Here is a 17419-nt window from a genome sequence, read left to right on the forward strand (position 1 = left end):
TCAAACTCCGTTCCGAAGGCGGCGCCGCTCCCACAGCGCCGCCCCCGTTCGACATATCATAGGGGAATTGCAACTTTACAACGCCGGCGGAACGAAATCCGCAAGTGCCACCGGGAACTGCTTCGAACAGAAGGCGCAATCGACCTTGATCACGCCACCCTCGTCAGCCATCGCCGCCCGCTCCTCTTCGGGGAACTTGGCGAGCACTTGCTGAATATAGTCCGCCCCGCAGCGACAGCCACGCGACAGATCATGCCCGGCAAGCATGCGGACTTCGGCTTCCTCGTTGAACAGCCGCCAGACCAGCCCTTCCAGCGGGATTGCGGGATCGGCCAGTTCGTCGGCGCCCATCGTGCCGCCCAGCGCCTCGACATGCTGCCATTCGGGATGATCGAGCCGCACATGCAAGCGCTCGCGGCCCACCTCGCCCTCCGGCAGATGCTGGAGGAACAGGCCGCCGGCGACGATCTTGCCGCTCGCCTTGTCCTTGTGCACGCCGAGGCGAACCAGCGTCGGGATCTGTTCCGACTGGAAGAAATAGTTCTGCGCCGCCTCGGCAATCGAAGCGCCTTCCAGCGGCACGATGCCCTGGTAGCGTTCCTTGGTGAGCGCCTGATCGAACGTTACCGCCAGATAGCCGCCGTTGAACAGCGACTTGAGCGACGGATTCTTGCCGAGCTGGCTGAGCCGCAGCGCATCGAACTGCACATAGCCGCGCAGCTCGCCATTCTTATAGTCGCACACCATCAGGCTGACGATGCCGCGCTGGGTCTGCGCCTGCAGCGTCATCTGCCCCTCGGCATCCTTGAGCGTGCTGCCGAGCAGCGCAGTGAGCGTCAGCGCCTCGGCCAGCAGCTTCTCGATCGGCGCCGGATAGGCATGGGCCGAGAGGATGTCGTTCAAGACCGGCCCAAGCCGCGCGACGCGGCCGCGGACATGGCGCTCGGGAATGGCAAAGCCGGTCACGCGATCGAGATCGGCGGCGGGAACGGGATGGGTCACTGGTCGTCTCCGGCATTCGGCTCGGCCGCGAGAAGTCGGGCTGACTCCACGCGTTCGGGCGAACGCATTTTCTGGGTTCGACGGCGTAGATAGGCGTTCCGTTGCCGGAAACAATGTTGGGCCGCGGGACGCCGGAGAGTGGTTAAGTTTAGGAAGTTTAGGCGCCCGACAGGTTCTGGCAGTGGCGGTGAAGTTTAGGAAGTTTAGGCCTGTGACGGTTTTCAAAGCGCCGCGAAGTTTAGGAAGTTTAGGCCTGCCGCCGGCGTTCCTCGGTCACGCCGGCTTCGGGAAGTTGAGACTTGTGACAGGTTGCGACAGGGATAAAGTTTAGGAAGTTTAGGCTTGTGACATAGCCGAAGTCACCGTGCTTTGGTGGGAGCAGGCGCCGCACCCGTTCACGCCGCGAGATGAAATGTCGTACAATGGGAGGTGATCGGACGCTGCGCGACTGCGGGAATGATGCTTTCTTCGACGCTCCCCTCCGGACGAGAAACGAGCACAGCTTCGGGAATCCGACTTTGGGGCGGATACGGTCACCATCGGCCCGTTATTGCGACCTGCTGATTGAGCAGACCATAGATGGGGTCTAACGATGGCAAAGAGCGCACCTCCGCCGCGAGGCGAGAGAACATATATGGAACATGCTATAGTTTGCAAGCCCGTCCGATCCCTGGCGCAACGCACATAAAGCCGCGCGGAAACCCGGAGCGGAGCGAGTATAGGCTGGGTGCCCGAATGGCAGCGTTATGCCACCGCGTGCTCCGGACAGGATCGAGGCACCGTGTCGATGCTAGTCGAGAACCCGCTGGGTACCATCATTTTCCGCGCTGGACTCGCGGCACTCGCGGCACTCGCGGCAGCGCTTCACGCCATTGCCGCCGCGCCCATGCAAACCACCAGCGAAGCTGCGGGAGAGGAGATCGTGGTGACCGGCACGCGGTTGCAGCCCATAAAGGTGGATTATCGATTGCGGGGCGCTTTGATGACCGCTTGCATCCCGCGTGACGCGCAGCAGGATCGCGATGCCGTGGCCGCCATCTGCGACCTGATCCAGGACTGCGCCTTGAAGGGCAGGAGGGCAAAGCCCGAGCTTTCCGCCTGCGTAGCGGACAGACTGGCACGCAAACATCGTCGTGATCCATGACGGGAATGGAGCGGACGGCAAAGGGATAGGGCCAAGCCGCACCGCGCCGCCATCGGCATGCTATGAAGCAGGTATGAAGCTTTCCGCGCTCTCCTTCGCCGCGCTCGCCGCGTCCGTGCAGCCGCGCGGCAACGGTGGCCTCGCACCCGCCGCACCGCCCTCCAAGAAGGAGGAAATGGCCGCGCGCAAGCTGCAGTCGGCGAGGGACGCCGTCGCCACGCTGGCCATGGTGAAGACGCGGAGCAAGGACGACGAAAAGGCCCGCGCCGCCGAGAAGGTGAAGCAGCTCAAGGCACGGCTGCAGGCGCTGAAGATGCTCTATGCGGGCGATCCGAAGAAGCTCGCCAAGGCCGCCGCACAGATCGCGCGCGAGCTTGCCGGGGCGGTGAAGAGCTATGTCAGCGCCGGGGGCAATGCGGGCGATCTGGGCGGGGCGGCGGATGCAGGCGCGCCGGCCGCGAGTGCCGGTCCGGTCGAGGGCATGGAGGGGAACGCGCAGGGTTCCGTCCCGGCCGAGAGCACCGAGACTCCGACGAAGGACGCGGCGGGCGGCGACAAGGCAGATGCCAAGCCCGACGGGGCCGCGCCCGGCCTGGGCACGTCCGACGGGGGCAAAAGTGCTGCGCAAACCGCCCGGGACAAGGCCGATGAGGATTTCAAGAACGAGGTGCGGGACCTTGCCCGTGCGCTCAAGGCGGCACTGCGGCGAAAGGAGCGCAGGGACGATGACGACGATCGGCGCTCCGGCGAGCAGGCACTGGCGACGGTGGACCAAGCGGTAGGCGCGCTGCCGATCGCCGACGTCGGCGCGGTGAGCGCACTGGCGGGGATCTGAGCGTAGTCGCACATCAGATGATCCTCCCCCGCCAAGGGGAGGCGACGGAGGGGCGGATGGCGGCCCGCCCACCGACAGGCTCCCTCCCCCTCCGTCAGGCTGCGCCTGACACCGCCCCCTGGCAGGGGAGGATCTTTATAGCTGCCCGAAGCACCAGCGCAGGACGGACTTCTGCGCGTGGAGGCGGTTCTCCGCCTCGGGCCAGATCAGCGACTGGGGCCCGTCGATCACCGCGTCGGTCACTTCCTCGCCGCGATGCGCGGGCAGGCAGTGGAGGAAGCGGGCGTCGGGCTTGGCGGCGGCCATCAGCGCCTCGTCCACCTGGAACGGCATCATCGCCTTGAGCTTGGTCTCGGCATGGGCCTGGCCCATCGAGATCCAGGTATCGGTGACGATGATGTCCGCGCCTTCCACCGCCTCGCGCGCGGTGCCGACCACACGGGCACGGCCACGCCCACGGGCGACATCGGCATCGCTCGGCTGATAGCCCTGCGGGCAAGCGGCGACGACGTCGAACTGCATCAGCCCGCCGGCCTCCATGATCGAGGCGAGCACGTTGTTGCCGTCGCCCAGCCACGCGACCTTGAGGCCCGGCAGCGCCTTGCCGCTTTCGAGGATGGTCAGCAGGTCGGCCATGATCTGGCAGGGGTGCGACGCGTCCGTCAGGCCGTTGATCACCGGCACCGTCGCGTACTTCGCCATGTCGAGCACCTTCTGGTGATCGTCGGTGCGGATCATGATCGCGTCGACATAGCCCGAGAGGACGCGCGCGGTATCGGCAATGCTTTCGCCGCGGCCGAGCTGCATCGAGCCGGCGTCCATCACGATGCTGGTGCCGCCGAGCTGGCGGATCGCCATGTCGAAGGAGACGCGGGTGCGGGTGGAGTTCTTCTCGAAGATCATCGCCAGGACATGGCCGGCGAGCGGCGCGTCGGCATCCGGCTTGCCCTTGGGCCAGCCAGCACGGGCGGCCTTGCGCGCCATCGCGTCGTTCAGCATCGCCGCGATGGCATCCGGTCCGGCATCGGTGAGATCGATAAAGTGGCGGGTCATTTCCAAATCCTCCCCGGCACGGGAAGGGGGACCGCGACGCGGAGCGTCGGAGTGGAGGGGGGTCTCCACCAGCGACGCCCTTTGCGGAGAACCCCCTCCACCATGCTTCGCATGGTCCCCCTCCCCGTCCCGGGGAGGATCGGTTCAGTCCTCAGGCCGCAGCCGCCGTGGCGAAGCTGCGCGCGCCGGCGCTGAGCTTCTCGATTGCCTCGGCGATATGGCTTTCCTCGATCACCAGCGGCGGCAGAATACGGACGACATTCTCGCCCGCCGCCACGGTGAGCAGCCCGTGATGATCGCGCAGATGCGCGACGAAGCTGCGCGCCTCCGCCTCGGGCTTCAGCTTGATGCCGAGCATCAGGCCAAGGCCGCGAACTTCCTCGAACAGGTGATCGTGGTTGGGGAGCAGCTGTTCGAGCGAACTGCGCAGCCGATCGCCCATCTTGGTGACGTTTTCGAGGAACCCGTCCGCGAGCATCACGTCGAGCACTGCTTCGCCCGCCGCCATGGCGAGCGGGTTGCCGCCATAGGTGGAGCCGTGCGTGCCGAACACCATGCCCTTGGCCGCTTCCTCGGTGGCGAGGCAGGCGCCGAGCGGGAAGCCGCCGCCGATGCCCTTGGCCGAGGCGAGGATGTCCGGCGTGATGCCGTAATGCTCGTACGCCCACATCTTGCCGCTGCGACCATAGCCGCACTGGACTTCGTCCAGCACCAGCAGCAGGCCGTGCGCGTCCGCGGCCTTGCGCAGGCCCTGGATGAATTGCGGCGTGCCGGCGCTGATGCCGCCTTCGCCCTGCACGGTTTCGACCAGGAAGCCGGCGGTCTCGCCGTCGATCTTGGCGAGCGCGCCCTCGAGATCGTTGAACGCGACATAGTCGAAGCCCGGCGCCAGCGGCTCGAAGCCGTCACGCATCTTCGCCTGATCGGTCGCCGAGATCGCGCCCATGGTGCGGCCGTGGAAGGCGTTCTTGAAGGTGATCAGCTTGTGGCGCTGCGGGTTGCCGTTCACATGGTGATAGCGGCGCGCGGTCTTGATCGCGCACTCGATCGCCTCGGCGCCCGAATTGGTGAAGAACACCGTATCGGCGAAGCTGTTGTCGACGATGCGCTGCGCCAGCGCCTCGCCCTGGGGGCTGCCGTACAGGTTCGACACGTGCATCAGCGTGGCCGCCTGATCGGCGATCGCCTTCACCAGATGCGGGTGGCCATGGCCCAGCGCGTTGACGGCGATACCGGCGGCGAAATCGAGATAGCGCTCCCCTCGTTCGCCGATCAGGTAGCAGCCCTCGCCTCGCACCGGCCGCACATCGCACCGCGGGTAGACGGGCATGAGCGGGGTGATGGTCATGGGAACTGTACCTCCTGAACAAAACGAAAAAGGGTGGATGGAACTCCAGAAACGCAAAAGGGCGGCCTATCCCCGGCCGCCCAGTCGCGTCTCTACGGCGGCATGGGGCCGCAGGTCAACCGTGCCGTTCGTGCTACCGCGCCACGCTGTGGTTCCATTGCTGCGCGGCGCCGCGCGAACGGCCGTAATCGGCGGTGCACGCCATGTACCAGGGATAGAATTGCAGCGGCTTCGCCTTGGCGTCGATCGCCTGCCAGGCCGCGCAGGTCTTGCCATTGAAGACATGGTCGTCTGGCCGCTCGCCGCCGGGGATGTCGGCGTTGCTGAGAAAGGCCATGTCCAGCCCGCCCTTGGCGATGCCCAGCTGCTCGACGCTGGCAGCCGAGAAGCGGTAGACCTGCGTTTCCATCAGGTCGACGGCGCGCAGCGCGGCGGTGACGGCCGACCAGCGCTGCATCGGCTGGCCGGTGCCGCTCCAGCTGCCCACGTCCATCGTCGTGTTGACCATGAGCATGATGTGGCCCCTGCCCTCGCCGCCGGCGCCCTTGATCGCGGCCATCACCGGTTCGAGGAACATGCCGAAGCGGGCGCCGCCATCCATGTACATCTGGGTGGCCTTCGCGGTCTGCAGCGTGATCGGCGGCACGCCGGGCGGGACGGAGGAGGAAGCGAGCATCGCATCGACATAGCAGCCCTGGAGGCGCGCCAGCTCGGCAGGCGAGTCGGTATCGAGCGCGCGGGCGGCGAGCTCGGTCATGTCGATGCCATAGCCTTCGCCGTCGTCGAGGTTGCTTACCCCTACGAACAGCTGGCGCTTCTGGTCGCGCCATTCGCGACCGACGGCGCGCAGCGTGCCGGGCGTCATCACCTTGAGCAGCCGCGCCCGCAGCGGGCCGAAGCTGGCGGTGGAGCCCTTGAGCACCACGCCCATCGCAGCACCGCCGGCGCGCTTGCGCATCAGATCGGCTTCCTCGGCGATCGAATAGGCAAGCACGAGATCGCCGACGTTCGACGTGCCCGGCTTCACCACCAGCCCGGTGGCGCCGTCCTGCCCGGACATCGGGCCATCGACCCAGCTATAGTCGGTGCGGTCCGCCGGCACCGGCTGGTTGGCGAGGAACAAGAGGGTGCTCTGCAGCGAACCGGTGCTGACGCCGGTGACGATGTCCCAGCTGGGCAGCTTTGCCATGCCGTAGAAGAAGCCCGCGCCGAACGCGCCGTGCTGGCCGCCGCCGCTCAGTGCGAGGAACTGATCGGATGCTGGCTCGCCCTTGGCGGCTTCGGCGCCGAGCAGCGGCTGGCGGATCCTGCGGCGCTCGCTGAGCAGCGCGCCCAGGCGGGCGCTGGTCCCGTCCTGCACCGAGGCGGCGCCTGCCACCGCATCGAGCCGCAGCGGCGCCTGGCGCCAGCGCGGTCCGACGGTGAGCGGCACGACCTGATAGTTGCAGCCGAGAATCGGCTTGGGCCGGGGCTGGCTACAGCCGGCGACGGAAAGTCCCGCCGCGGCAAGCAGCACCAGCGAACGCAGCAATCGCATGATTTCCCCCATGACGTTGCGACTCCGCCCCCGCGAAGTCTTTCGCCATGGTCTTATGCACGATTTCGTTTGGAATTCGTAACGACGCTTTTGCTTTGCCGGCTCAGCTCTTGATCTTCCAGCCGCGGCGCAACAGCCCGTAGCAGAACAGCGCCAGCGCTACGTTGAGCGTCAGGATCACGCCGGTGCCCAGCAGGACCGGCGAATCGGCCACGCCGAGGAAGCCGTAGCGGAAGCCGGAGATGATATAGAAGAAGGGGTTGGCATGGCTGATCGCGCGGAACACCGGCGAGAGATTGTCGACGGAGTAGAAGGTGCCCGACAGCAGCGACAGCGGCGCCACGACGAAGTTGGTGATCGCCGCGGCATGATCGAACTTTTCCGCCCAGATCGAGGTGAGCACGCCCATCAGCGCCAGGAACAGCGAGCCCAGGAAGCCGAACCACAGCACCGCCCAGAGATGCGCGGGCATGACGTGCACGCCCCACAGCGCCATTGCCAACCACACCGTGCCGCCGACGCAGAACGCCCGCGTCACCGCACCGCCGGCCAGCGCCGCCAGCATCTCGCCCGTGGACAAGGGCGGCATCAGATAATCGACGATGGTGCCCTGGATCTTGCCGACCAGCAGCGAGAAGCTGGCATTGGCGAAGGCGTTCTGCAGCATGCCCATCACGATCAGGCCGGGGGCAATGAAATCGGCATAGGGAACGGCGCGGCCATCGAGCACCACCACCCGGCCATTTCCGCCGAGCGCGACGGTAAAGATCACCAGATACAGCAGCGTGGTGACGGCTGGCGCCCACACCGTCTGGAGCTGCACCTTGAAGAAACGGCGCACCTCCTTGATATAGAGGGTGCGCAAGCCTCCCCAGTTGACGTTGCGAATCACCGGAACGCCCGGCTCGGGAAGCTGTGAACCGATTTCGGGGTGGCTGCTCATGGCGCGATCGCGTACCCGCTGACGCCGCCGCCCGCAAGACGAAGGAACCAAAGTGAGCTGGACCGACGAGCGTATCGAAACGCTGAAGAAGATGTGGGACAGCGGCCTGACCGCCACCCAGATCGCCGAGGAACTGGGCGGCGTTTCGCGCAACGCGGTGATCGGCAAGGCGCATCGCCTGGGCCTGCCGTCGCGCCCCTCGCCGGTAAAGGCCAACGAAGCCAAGGCCGCGGCCGCCGCCGCCGCCGCGGCCGCGCCCGCGGCCGAGCCCAAGCCGGCGCCCGCGCCCAAGCCCGCGCCGGCCCCTGCGGCGCCGCGCGTCCAGGCCGAAGCGCCCGCCCCGGCCCCCCGCCCGGCGGCACCGGCGCCCACCGCGCCGCCCGCCCCGGCTGCAGCCGCCCCCGCTACCGATGCCGAGACGCCGCGGACGCCGCAGCCGGTGCTCCGCTCGGTCGGCCCCGGCGGCTTCATCCGCCAGAATCCCGGCGAGCAGGCACCGCCGAGCACACCGGCACCGCCGCGCCGGCTGGTGCCCGCCAAACCCAGCGACGCGATCGCCGGCAAGGCGACGCTGCTCGACCTGAACGACAAGATCTGCAAATGGCCGCTCGGCCATCCCGGCGAGCCGGACTTCCACTTTTGTGGCGACAAGGTGAACCCGGGCTTCCCCTATTGCGTCGAGCATTGCGGCCACGCCTATCAGGCACAGCTGCCCCGCCGCGATCGCCGCACGCCCCCGGCCATGCCGTTCGGCGGCACGCCCCGCGCGCGCTGATCCGCACCACAACCACACGCCCATGGAAAAGGGCCCGTTCCCACCGGAACGGGCCCTTTTCTGTATCCGGATCGCCGAATTCAGCGGTGTTCGAGCCGGGCCGCGAGCGCCGTGTTGCCCTGGGCGGCGGCGACACCGGCGGCGGTGCGGCCGGTGGCATCGGCCAAGGCCGGATCGGCGCCGGCCGCGAGCAGCAGGTCCACCTGCGCAGCGCGCCCGAACAGCGCGGCCATCATCAGCGCGGTCTGCCCCGCCTTGTTGCGGGCATTGACGTCGCAGCCGGCCTTGAGCAGCCGCGCGGCGATCGCGTCGTCCCCCTTGAAGGCTACGCCCATCTGCGCGGTGTTGCCCTGCCCGCCATCGGCGAGGCACGGATCGGCACCGGCCGCGATCAGCGCCTCCAGCGCTGCCGCCTGGCCGTTATAGGCAGCGAGGATCACGGGGGTGAAACCGCGCGAATCGCGGGCATTGGGGTCTGCGCCCATCTGCACCAGCGCCGGCACCAGATCGGCGCGGCCGGCGCGAGCGGCTTCGAACAACAGCGTCTGCCGGCGTTCGGGCGAGGGCAGATCGGGGGCAGCAGTCTGGGCCGCGACGATCGGCGACGCGAACAATGCGACGCCGACCAGGAGAAGTGAAAAGATAGGCATTGCTTCCTCCGGGTACGCGAAAGCCCGGGCCGGCTCGTGCCGACCCGGGTCTCCGGGGGGACCTCAGTTGGCGGCGGACTGTTCAGGGTGCGCCGCCCGATATTCCGCGACGGCCTTTTCCACCTCCGCCATCGGCACGTTCACCGCCTTGGCGAGCCGGCTGCCATAGTCCTTGTCGGCCTGGTAGAAATAGCTGACCATGATCGTGCGCGTGCGCGGCGAAACGACCTTGCCAAGATCACCCGACAGGTTCTTGATCAGGTCTGCCTTCTCCGCCGCCGGCAACGCGCGATAGAACAGCCCGGCCTGGGCGAAATTGTTGGTCTTCGCGATCGGCCGGGCCGCGACCGTGGCATCGATGGCATAGGTGGAGGCGCCGGCTTCGGCCGGAGTGGTCTTGGGTGCCAGCGCCGCCGGGAAATAGTTGACCCGCGCACTGCGGCCCGAGGCGTTGAGCTGCCCGTCCTGGCTGTTGTTCACCACCGTCACGCGCGGGCGGTTCACCGGCAGCGCCAGTGCGTTGGCGCCGATCCGGTAGCGCTGGGTATCGGCATAGCTGAACAGGCGGCCCTGCAGCATGCGATCGGGCGACGCCTCGATCCCCGGCACCATGTTCGATGGCGCGAAGGCGGACTGTTCGGTCCATTCAAAGAAATTGTCCGGCACCTTGTTCAGCGTCATCTCGCCGATCTTGCGGAAGGGCACGCCCAGCCATTCCTTGGTATCGTCGAACGGGTTGTAGTCGAGCTTGGCGAAATCGTCGGCACGCATCACCTGCACCATCAGATCCCAGCTCGGGTAATTGCCCTTGGCGATCTCGTTGTAGAGATCGTGGGTGTGATAATCGAACGCCTGCGCGCCCGCTTGGGCGGCGGTGAGGTTGCGAACGCCCTGGCGGCTGATCCAGCGGAACTTGGCGAACACCGTCTCGCCCTTCGCATTCACCAGCTTGAAGGCGTGGACGCCGTTGCCGTCCATCGTGCGGTACGAGGCCGGGGTGCCCAGGTTCGAATAGAGCTGGGTGAGCATGTTGGTCGATTCGGGCGTGGCCGAGAAGAAATCGAAGAAGCGATTGGGATCCTGACGGTTGGTGACGGGATCGGGCTTCAGCGAATGCACCATATCCGGGAACTGCATCGCATCGCGGATGAAGAAGATCGGCAGATTGTTGCCCACCAGATCCCAGTTGCCCTGTTCGGTATAGAATTTCGTCGCGAAGCCGCGCGGATCGCGCAGCCATTCCGGGCTGTCCTTGCCGTGGATCACGCTGGAAAAGCGCACGAACACCGGGGTTTCCTTGCCCGGCTGGAACAGCGAGGCCTTGGTCAGATCAGTGATGTCGGCGGTGGCGCGGAACACGCCGTGCGCGCCGGTGCCGCGAGCATGGACGACGCGCTCGGGCGTGCGCTCACGATCGAAGCGGGCCAGCTTCTCGATCAGGTGCGAATCCTCGAGCAGCACCGGGCCGAGATCGCCTGCCGCCTTGGAATGGCGATTCTCGCCCACTGGCGCGCCGTTGTCGCGCGTGAGCACCGGCGCGGCGCCGGTTTCGGCCTGGATCGGGGTATCGGCCTGGGCGCTGACCGGCGCGGCACCGGTGGACATGCGGCTCGAAACCTGGGTCTCGGTCTGGGCAAGCGCGGCGGCGGGCAGCACGGCGCCGCTAAGCAACGCGGCCATCGCCGCGCCGCTCCGGGTGGAACGAAGCATTTGGAAACTCCCTTTTGGTGGCGGCGGCGCCATGGTGCACCGCATCGCCAGGCCTGCGCATATGAAGCTGCAACGATGCGCAGGTGAAACGCAAAGACGCGTTCACAGAAATCGAGGCAGCCGCTCAACATGGCGCGCACCGAGGCCGCCTTGCGCGGTGTGGCCCGCACCCCCTATACGTTCCGCATGTCCGAAGACCTCTTCGCTGCGCCCTCCGTCCCCGCCGGCACCTATGACGCCTCGTCGATCGAGGTGCTCGAAGGCCTGGAGCCGGTGCGGCGCCGGCCGGGCATGTATATCGGCGGCACCGACGAGCGCGCGCTCCACCATCTCGCCGCCGAAATCCTCGACAATGCGATGGACGAGGCGGTCGCCGGGCACGCCAACCGCATCGAGGTGACGCTCGCCGCGCCCAACCGCATCACCATCGTCGACAATGGCCGCGGCATGCCGGTCGATCCCCACCCGCGCTTTCCGGACAAGTCGGCGCTCGAGGTGATTCTCTCGATGCTCCACTCGGGTGGCAAGTTTTCGGGCAAAGCCTATGCCACCTCGGGCGGCCTGCACGGCGTCGGCATCTCGGTGGTCAACGCGCTGTCGGTGGACACGGTGGTCGAGGTGGCGCGGGACAAGCAGCTCTATCGCCAGCGCTTCAGCCAGGGCCAGACGCTGGGACCGCTGGAGAAGATCGGCGGCACGCCCAACCGGCGCGGCACCAGCGTTGCCTTCACCCCCGATCCCGAGATCTTCGGCGAGATGCTGTTCAAGCCTGCGCGGCTGTACAAGCTCGCCCGCTCCAAGGCCTATCTGTTCGCCGGCGTCGAGATCCGCTGGAAGTGCGACCCGTCGCTGATCACCGACGACACGCCGGCGGAAGCGGTGTTCCAGTTCCCCGGCGGCCTTGCCGATCACCTGAAGGAACAGGTCGGCAGCCGCGAATGCGCCACCGCGGATTTCTTCGCGGGCACCCAGGAATTTCCCGATTCGCAGGGCCGCGTCGAATGGGCAGTCGCCTGGCCGCTGTGGAGCGACGGCAGCTATAGCTGGTACTGCAACACCATCCCGACGCCAGACGGCGGCACCCACGAGCAGGGCCTACGCCAGGCGCTGGTGCGGAGCCTGCGCAGCTTCGCCGACCTGGTCGGCAACAAGAAGGCCAAGGACCTCAACCCCGACGACGTGGTGACCGGCTCCGAGGTCATGCTCTCGGTGTTCATCCGCGAGCCGCAGTTCCAGAGCCAGACCAAGGACCGGCTGACCAGCCCCGAGGCGACCGCGCTCGTCGAAAAGGCGGTCCGCGACCATTTCGACCATTATCTCACCGACAATATGGAGCGCGGCAAGGCGCTGCTCGGCTATGTGCTGGAGCGGATGGACGATCGCCTGCGCCGGAAGCAGGAGCGCGAGGTCAAGCGCAAGTCGGCGACGAGCGGCCGCAAGCTGCGCCTGCCCGGCAAGCTGACCGACTGTTCGGCCGACAGCCCCGAAGGCACCGAGTTGTTCATCGTCGAGGGCGATTCGGCGGGCGGCTCGGCCAAGCAGGCACGCGACCGCAAGACCCAGGCGATCCTGCCGATCCGCGGCAAGATCCTCAACGTCGCCAGCGCGACCTCGGCCAAGATCCTGGCGAACCAGGAGATCGCCGACCTGATCCAGGCGCTGGGCTGCGGCACCCGCAAGGACTGCGACGCCGCCCATCTGCGCTACGAACGCATCATCATCATGACCGACGCGGACGTCGACGGCGCGCATATCGCGACGCTGCTGATGACCTTCTTCTTCCAGGAAATGCCGGACCTGGTGCGCAAGGGGCATCTCTACTTGGCCCAGCCGCCGCTATACCGCCTGACCGTGGGCTCGAAGAGCCTCTACGCCCGCGACGACGCGCACCGGATCGAGATCGAGAAGACGGCGTTCAAGGGCAAGAAGGTGGAAGTCAGCCGGTTCAAGGGCCTGGGCGAGATGAACCCGAACCAGCTCAAGGAAACCACCATGGATCCCAAGACGCGCGGCATGCTGCGCGTGACGCTGCCGCAGGAATATGAGGAGCGTGCGGGGGTGAAGGACTTGGTCGACCGGCTGATGGGCAATAATCCGGCCCACCGCTTCGCCTTCATCCAAGAAAATGCGGCTCGGCTCGACGATGAGGTGATCGACGCCTGAAAACGGAGCAAGAACGCGCTTGAAGCGGCGATGGTCCACACCCAGTTGCGGTCGCCGTTGCTCCTGCACCCTCATAGTAACAATAAAATGCAGGACATGAGGGCAGAAATTCTCTAGATTTCAACGCGGGCCATCGTTGATGAGCCTGCTGATGGGAGAAGTCGTATGCGTCTGCCCACCCTGATGTTTGCGTTCGTTCTTGCACCGGCGGTGCATGCGCAAGATGCCTCGAAAGACCCGGAAATCGTCGTAACAGGAACCTCGCTGGAACAGACCCGCGAGCAGCTTGAGGCCTGCATTGCGCGAGGGTGCGACCCGAAGCAGGATATCGATGCGTCGCTGGCGCATGCGGAGAGTCAGTATATCGCCGGCGACTTCGATGGCGCCCGCGCAACGCTGAGGAATTCGGTACATCGCAACAAGCGCCATCGGCAGGATCTGCCGGTCGACGTCTCCGACCTGCAACGCGCCTATGGCAGGCTCATCGAAATGAACGGCCAGCCCGCCGTCAGCCGAATCGTGCAGATCGACGCCCTGGACAGCCTGAAGGCCGGGTTGGACAAACAAGATCGCAGAGTTTTCTTGCAGCGCACCTCGCTGGCGGAGAGTTTCTCGCAAGCGGGCCGCCATCGCGCCGCCTATGACATCTACGAGGATGTCGAACGCCAGGCCGAACGCGCCGGCCTGCCCCAAGTTGCCGCCTATGCGCTGCTCCGGCGCGCGGCCCTGCTCAACGCACTTGCAAGCTTCAACCCCGAGTATCGGCAGCGCTATCGCGCCGCGCTGACCAAGCTGGAGTCGGTCGAGGGGCCGGACATGGCGAAGTTCCGAGTGGCAGCGGTGATACTTCGGGCTCGGGATACCGGTGGCGAACGGGACGAATCGGCGCTGGACGCGGCAATCGCAAACATCGACCCACAGCAGTTTGATCGTCCGTTCCTGCTTTATGCGCCGCCGGTGATCCTGAACAAGCATGGCAAGAGCAGGATGGGAGGAAGCGGCGCGAAGATCGAACCTGACTGGATGGACGTGCGCATTGCCGTGACGCGGCAGGGCAAGGTTGAAGGGTATGAGATTCTCCGCCGGACGGATGGCATCGACGAGCGGTGGGTAAAGCAGGTGACGGACACCATCCCGCGTCGCCGCTACGCACCGTTCGTGCCGGCTAGCGGCGAGGCGGTGAGTTATCGTGTCGAGCGCTTCTCGTTCGTGCGGGACTGGTCGACTATGCCAACCGCCAGCAGCCGCGTACGTACCCAGAACACCAATGCGCGCTTGGTTTGGCTGGATCTGACGCCAGACAATGTCGCGGCGCGCCCTTCCGCCAATCCGGGGACCTAAACGCTGCTGCGCGACTGCCGCCCCACCGGCAGCGGCGGCCTACAGGTCCCCCCGCATCCGCCGCTGGTGGTATTTCACCCGCACGGTGATGCCGAGCACCATCAGGAAGAAGGCGAGGGCCAGCACCGCCGCCGGTACCGCGACCGGCATCGGCCAAACCTTGGCCCTGAGCGCCGCAAGCAGCGCGCCGAGCACCGCCAGCCACACCGCGCCCATCCGCAGCGGCCGCGCGATCTGCTTCAGCTCGGCCTTGTAGGCGGCGCGTTCGGCGGGGTCGTTCAGGCGGGGCGGGGTCGGCATGTCCAATCTTCCTTCAACAGCCCGTAGAGCGTGGTGTCGCGGATGCCGATATGGGTTTCCCATTCGGCGCGCAGCACCCCTTCCAGCCGGAAGCCCAGCCGTTCGAGCAGCCGGCGCGAATACACATTGTCCGGATCGGTGTCCGCAAAAACCCGCCGCTGGCCCTCAGCGAACAGCTGCTCGATCACGGCGGTCAGCGCCTCTTCGGCGATCCCCTTCCCCCAATGGACCCGGGCGAGCAGATAGCCCAGTTCGCTGACGTTGCGCTGCCGCTTCTCGCCCACCGCGACATAGCCGATCGCTTCGTCGGATTCCGCCAACGTGATCGCCCAGACGCGCCAGTCCGGATCGGTGCGGGCAAAGCTGGTGCGGGTTTGGGCGACATCCCGGTGAGGCGCGTGGCTCCACCAGTGCATCAGCTCGGCGTCGGCCAGACTGGGGAACAGCGCCTCGGCATCCCGCACCTCGCGCGGCCGCAGGCGCAGCCGCGCGGTGGCAAGCACCGGCGTGCCGCGCGCAGCCCCCGAACGCTCAGCGATTGCCACCGATCAAGTCGCCCAGGCCGCCGAGCACCGATCCTTCGCCACGGCTGGGGCCACCGCCCATCGCCGCCGCCGCCATCCGCCCGGCGAGCCGCGCGAAGGGCAGCGACTGGATCCACACCTTGCCAGGCCCGCGCAGGCGGGCGAAGAACACGCCCTCGCCGCCGAAGAACATGCTGCGCACGCCCCCCACCGAGACGAGATCGAAATCGATCGAGGGCGTCAGTGCGGCAACGCAGCCGGTATCGACATGCAGTTCCTCGCCGGGCGCCAGTTCGCGCTCCACCACGGTGCCGCCCATCTGCACGAACACCCAGCCATCGCCGTCCAGCCGCTGCATGATGAAGCCTTCGCCGCCGAACAGCCCGGTCATCACGCGGCGCTGGAAGGCGATGCCGATCGACACGCCCTTGGCCGCGGCGAGGAACGCATCCTTCTGGCAGATCAGCGTGCCGCCATAATCGGACAGTCGCAGCGGCAGGATCGCGCCCGGCGTGGGCGAGGCGAAAGCGACGCGCGCCTTGCCGTGGCCATTATGGGTGAACACGGTGGTGAACAGGCTCTCGCCGGTGACGAGGCGCTTGCCGGCGCCGAGCAGCTTGTCCATGAAGCCGCCGCCCTGCCCACCGCTGCCGTCGCCGAACACCGTCGTCATGCCGATTGCGGCATCCTTCCACACCATCGCGCCAGCTTCGGCGACGGCGCTTTCGCCCGGATCGAGCTCGATCTCGACGAACTGAAGCTCCTGCCCCTTGATCTCGAAATCGATATCGTCGGCGATCCCGTCGCGGCGGTGGTGCGTCCAAGGGCTTGAGGGGGGCATGCGCTACTCTCCAGATGATCCGTTGCAGTCGAATACTACACCAACGCGCGCCCGACGCGAGCCCCTGGACGCGCCGCCCTTGATCGCAGGGACCAGCCGGGCCATGTGCGCCCGCAACGCAATGGGAGTTTGGATGCATGGACGCGCGTAACGGCATTGGCGGCAGCCTGACGGGCCTGGACCTGCGCGCCGAGATCGAGCGGCTGCGCAAGGAACGCAATGCCGTGATCCTGGCCCATTACTATCAGAAGCCGGAGCTGCAGGACCTGGCCGATTTCGTCGGCGACAGCCTGGACCTGAGCCGAAAGGCGGCGGAAACCGACGCGGACGTGATCGCATTCTGCGGCGTGCGCTTCATGGCGGAGACCGCCAAGATCCTGTCGCCCGACAAGATCGTGGTGCTGCCGGACATGGACGCCGGCTGCAGCCTGGAAGACAGCTGCCCGCCCGACCAGTTCGCCGCCTTCCGGGCCAAGCATCCCGATCACATCGCGCTGACCTATATCAACTGCTCGACCGAGGTGAAGGCGCTGAGCGACGTGATCGTCACCAGTTCGTCGGCCGAGAAGATCCTGTCGCAGATCCCGGCCGATCAGAAGATCATCTTCGGCCCCGATCGCAACCTGGGCGGCTATCTGCAGCGCAAGACCGGGCGCGAGCTGCTGCTGTGGCCGGGCGTGTGCATCGTCCACGAAGCGTTCAGCGAGACCGAGCTGCTGAAGCTCCAAGCCGAGCACCCCGGCGCGCCGATCGCCGCGCACCCCGAATGCCCGCCCTTCATCCTGGACCATGCCGATTATGTCGGATCGACCAAGGGAATCCTGGATTTCTCCAAGGCGATGCCCGGTGATACGCTGATCGTCGCGACCGAGCCGCACATCATCCACCAGATGCAGAAGGCGATGCCGGAGAAGACCTTCATCGGCGCCCCCGGCGCGGACGGCAACTGCAACTGCAACATCTGCCCATATATGGCGCTGAACACGATGGAGAAGCTGTATCTGGCGCTTCGCGACCTGACGCCGCGCATCGAGATCGAGGAAGGGCTGCGCCTGCGCGCCAAGCGGAGCCTGGACCGGATGCTGGACATGGCCGCCGGCACCGTCGGCAAGGGCGATCTGGGGCCGCTGCCCGCCTGACGCATGCTGGGGGAGTGCCCCAGCCTCCGGGCAAACCCAGGGGGCGTCGACGCGCGGCTCGATGCGCAGTAGAAACGATATGCAAACCTTGGCACGACCCCCGGCAAGAGGCGG

At 66.7% G+C, this 17419-nt stretch carries 16 protein-coding genes; 6 read left to right on the top strand and 10 right to left on the bottom strand.

The genetic code is table 11. The annotated features are described in order from the left end of the window. Positions 1 to 75: 75 nt before the first annotated feature. Positions 76 to 1002, bottom strand: coding sequence for an Hsp33 family molecular chaperone HslO (locus ACNFJ7_RS08785; RefSeq protein WP_019371061.1), 927 nt, complete (start codon positions 1000 to 1002; stop codon positions 76 to 78). A gap of 781 nt (positions 1003 to 1783) precedes the next feature. On the opposite strand from ACNFJ7_RS08785, the gene ACNFJ7_RS08790 reads away from it, so the two are divergent. Further along, on the top strand, positions 1784 to 2146 hold the full coding sequence (locus ACNFJ7_RS08790; RefSeq protein WP_152997863.1) for a hypothetical protein: 363 nt from the start codon (positions 1784 to 1786) through the stop codon (positions 2144 to 2146). 73 nt (positions 2147 to 2219) lie between these two features. Then, positions 2220 to 2981, top strand: a complete 762-nt coding sequence (locus ACNFJ7_RS08795; protein ID WP_019371059.1) for a hypothetical protein — start codon at positions 2220 to 2222, stop codon at positions 2979 to 2981. Positions 2982 to 3116: 135 nt separating this feature from the next. Here the strand turns inward: ACNFJ7_RS08795 and argF are convergent, their stop codons facing one another. From argF to ACNFJ7_RS08815, 4 genes are all read right to left on the bottom strand, one after another. After that, positions 3117 to 4034: an ornithine carbamoyltransferase gene (gene argF, locus ACNFJ7_RS08800; protein WP_019371058.1), complete on the bottom strand. Its 918-nt coding sequence runs from the start codon at positions 4032 to 4034 to the stop codon at positions 3117 to 3119. Between the two features lie 151 nt (positions 4035 to 4185). Continuing rightward, positions 4186 to 5382 (bottom strand): aspartate aminotransferase family protein, encoded by a 1197-nt coding sequence (locus tag ACNFJ7_RS08805; RefSeq protein WP_019371057.1) that lies wholly within the window; start codon positions 5380 to 5382, stop codon positions 4186 to 4188. 133 nt (positions 5383 to 5515) lie between these two features. Continuing rightward, entirely contained in the window at positions 5516 to 6919 is a 1404-nt protein-coding gene (locus ACNFJ7_RS08810) for a patatin-like phospholipase family protein (protein WP_236704497.1), read from the bottom strand. Positions 6920 to 7022: 103 nt separating this feature from the next. Beyond that, positions 7023 to 7862: an ABC transporter permease gene (locus tag ACNFJ7_RS08815; RefSeq protein WP_019371055.1), complete on the bottom strand. Its 840-nt coding sequence runs from the start codon at positions 7860 to 7862 to the stop codon at positions 7023 to 7025. 52 nt (positions 7863 to 7914) lie between these two features. Between ACNFJ7_RS08815 and ACNFJ7_RS08820 the strand changes: the two genes are divergently transcribed. Then, entirely contained in the window at positions 7915 to 8637 is a 723-nt protein-coding gene (locus ACNFJ7_RS08820; protein ID WP_419724209.1) for a GcrA family cell cycle regulator, read from the top strand. Positions 8638 to 8717: 80 nt separating this feature from the next. Here ACNFJ7_RS08820 and ACNFJ7_RS08825 read toward each other — a convergent pair whose 3' ends face one another. Together ACNFJ7_RS08825 and ACNFJ7_RS08830 are read right to left on the bottom strand one after the other, a co-directional pair. Beyond that, positions 8718 to 9287: an ankyrin repeat domain-containing protein gene (locus ACNFJ7_RS08825; protein WP_019370215.1), complete on the bottom strand. Its 570-nt coding sequence runs from the start codon at positions 9285 to 9287 to the stop codon at positions 8718 to 8720. A gap of 63 nt (positions 9288 to 9350) precedes the next feature. After that, positions 9351 to 10997, bottom strand: coding sequence for a catalase (locus tag ACNFJ7_RS08830; protein ID WP_037513774.1), 1647 nt, complete (start codon positions 10995 to 10997; stop codon positions 9351 to 9353). A gap of 186 nt (positions 10998 to 11183) precedes the next feature. On the opposite strand from ACNFJ7_RS08830, the gene parE reads away from it, so the two are divergent. Together parE and ACNFJ7_RS08840 are read left to right on the top strand one after the other, a co-directional pair. After that, positions 11184 to 13160 carry a DNA topoisomerase IV subunit B gene (parE, locus tag ACNFJ7_RS08835; RefSeq protein ID WP_026009249.1) on the top strand — a complete coding sequence of 659 codons (1977 nt, stop codon included), beginning with the start codon at positions 11184 to 11186 and terminating at the stop codon, positions 13158 to 13160. Positions 13161 to 13325: 165 nt separating this feature from the next. Then, a complete protein-coding gene (locus ACNFJ7_RS08840; RefSeq protein ID WP_019370212.1) occupies positions 13326 to 14501 on the top strand; it encodes a hypothetical protein in 1176 nt (391 codons plus the stop codon). A gap of 39 nt (positions 14502 to 14540) precedes the next feature. On the opposite strand, the gene ACNFJ7_RS08845 is transcribed toward ACNFJ7_RS08840, so the two are convergent. Genes ACNFJ7_RS08845 through ACNFJ7_RS08855 form a run of 3 tightly spaced genes read right to left on the bottom strand, consistent with a single transcriptional unit; the run spans position 14541 to position 16166 of the window. Further along, positions 14541 to 14801: a hypothetical protein gene (locus ACNFJ7_RS08845; protein ID WP_019370211.1), complete on the bottom strand. Its 261-nt coding sequence runs from the start codon at positions 14799 to 14801 to the stop codon at positions 14541 to 14543. Then, positions 14780 to 15346, bottom strand: coding sequence for a GNAT family N-acetyltransferase (locus tag ACNFJ7_RS08850; RefSeq protein ID WP_019370210.1), 567 nt, complete (start codon positions 15344 to 15346; stop codon positions 14780 to 14782). Before ACNFJ7_RS08850 ends, ACNFJ7_RS08845 begins: the two co-directional genes overlap by 22 nt. Beyond that, entirely contained in the window at positions 15333 to 16166 is an 834-nt protein-coding gene (locus ACNFJ7_RS08855) for a TIGR00266 family protein (RefSeq protein ID WP_019370209.1), read from the bottom strand. The genes ACNFJ7_RS08850 and ACNFJ7_RS08855 overlap by 14 nt, the downstream gene beginning before the upstream one ends. A gap of 137 nt (positions 16167 to 16303) precedes the next feature. Here ACNFJ7_RS08855 and nadA point away from each other — a divergent pair, with 137 nt between their 5' ends. Further along, the gene (gene nadA / locus ACNFJ7_RS08860; RefSeq protein ID WP_019370208.1) at positions 16304 to 17305 is read left to right on the top strand and encodes a quinolinate synthase NadA; all 1002 of its coding nucleotides are present in this window, start codon (positions 16304 to 16306) and stop codon (positions 17303 to 17305) included. Positions 17306 to 17419 lie beyond the last annotated feature (114 nt).

Source organism: Sphingomonas sp. HT-1 (assembly GCF_048568905.1).
Classification (GTDB): Bacteria; Pseudomonadota; Alphaproteobacteria; order Sphingomonadales; family Sphingomonadaceae; genus Sphingomonas.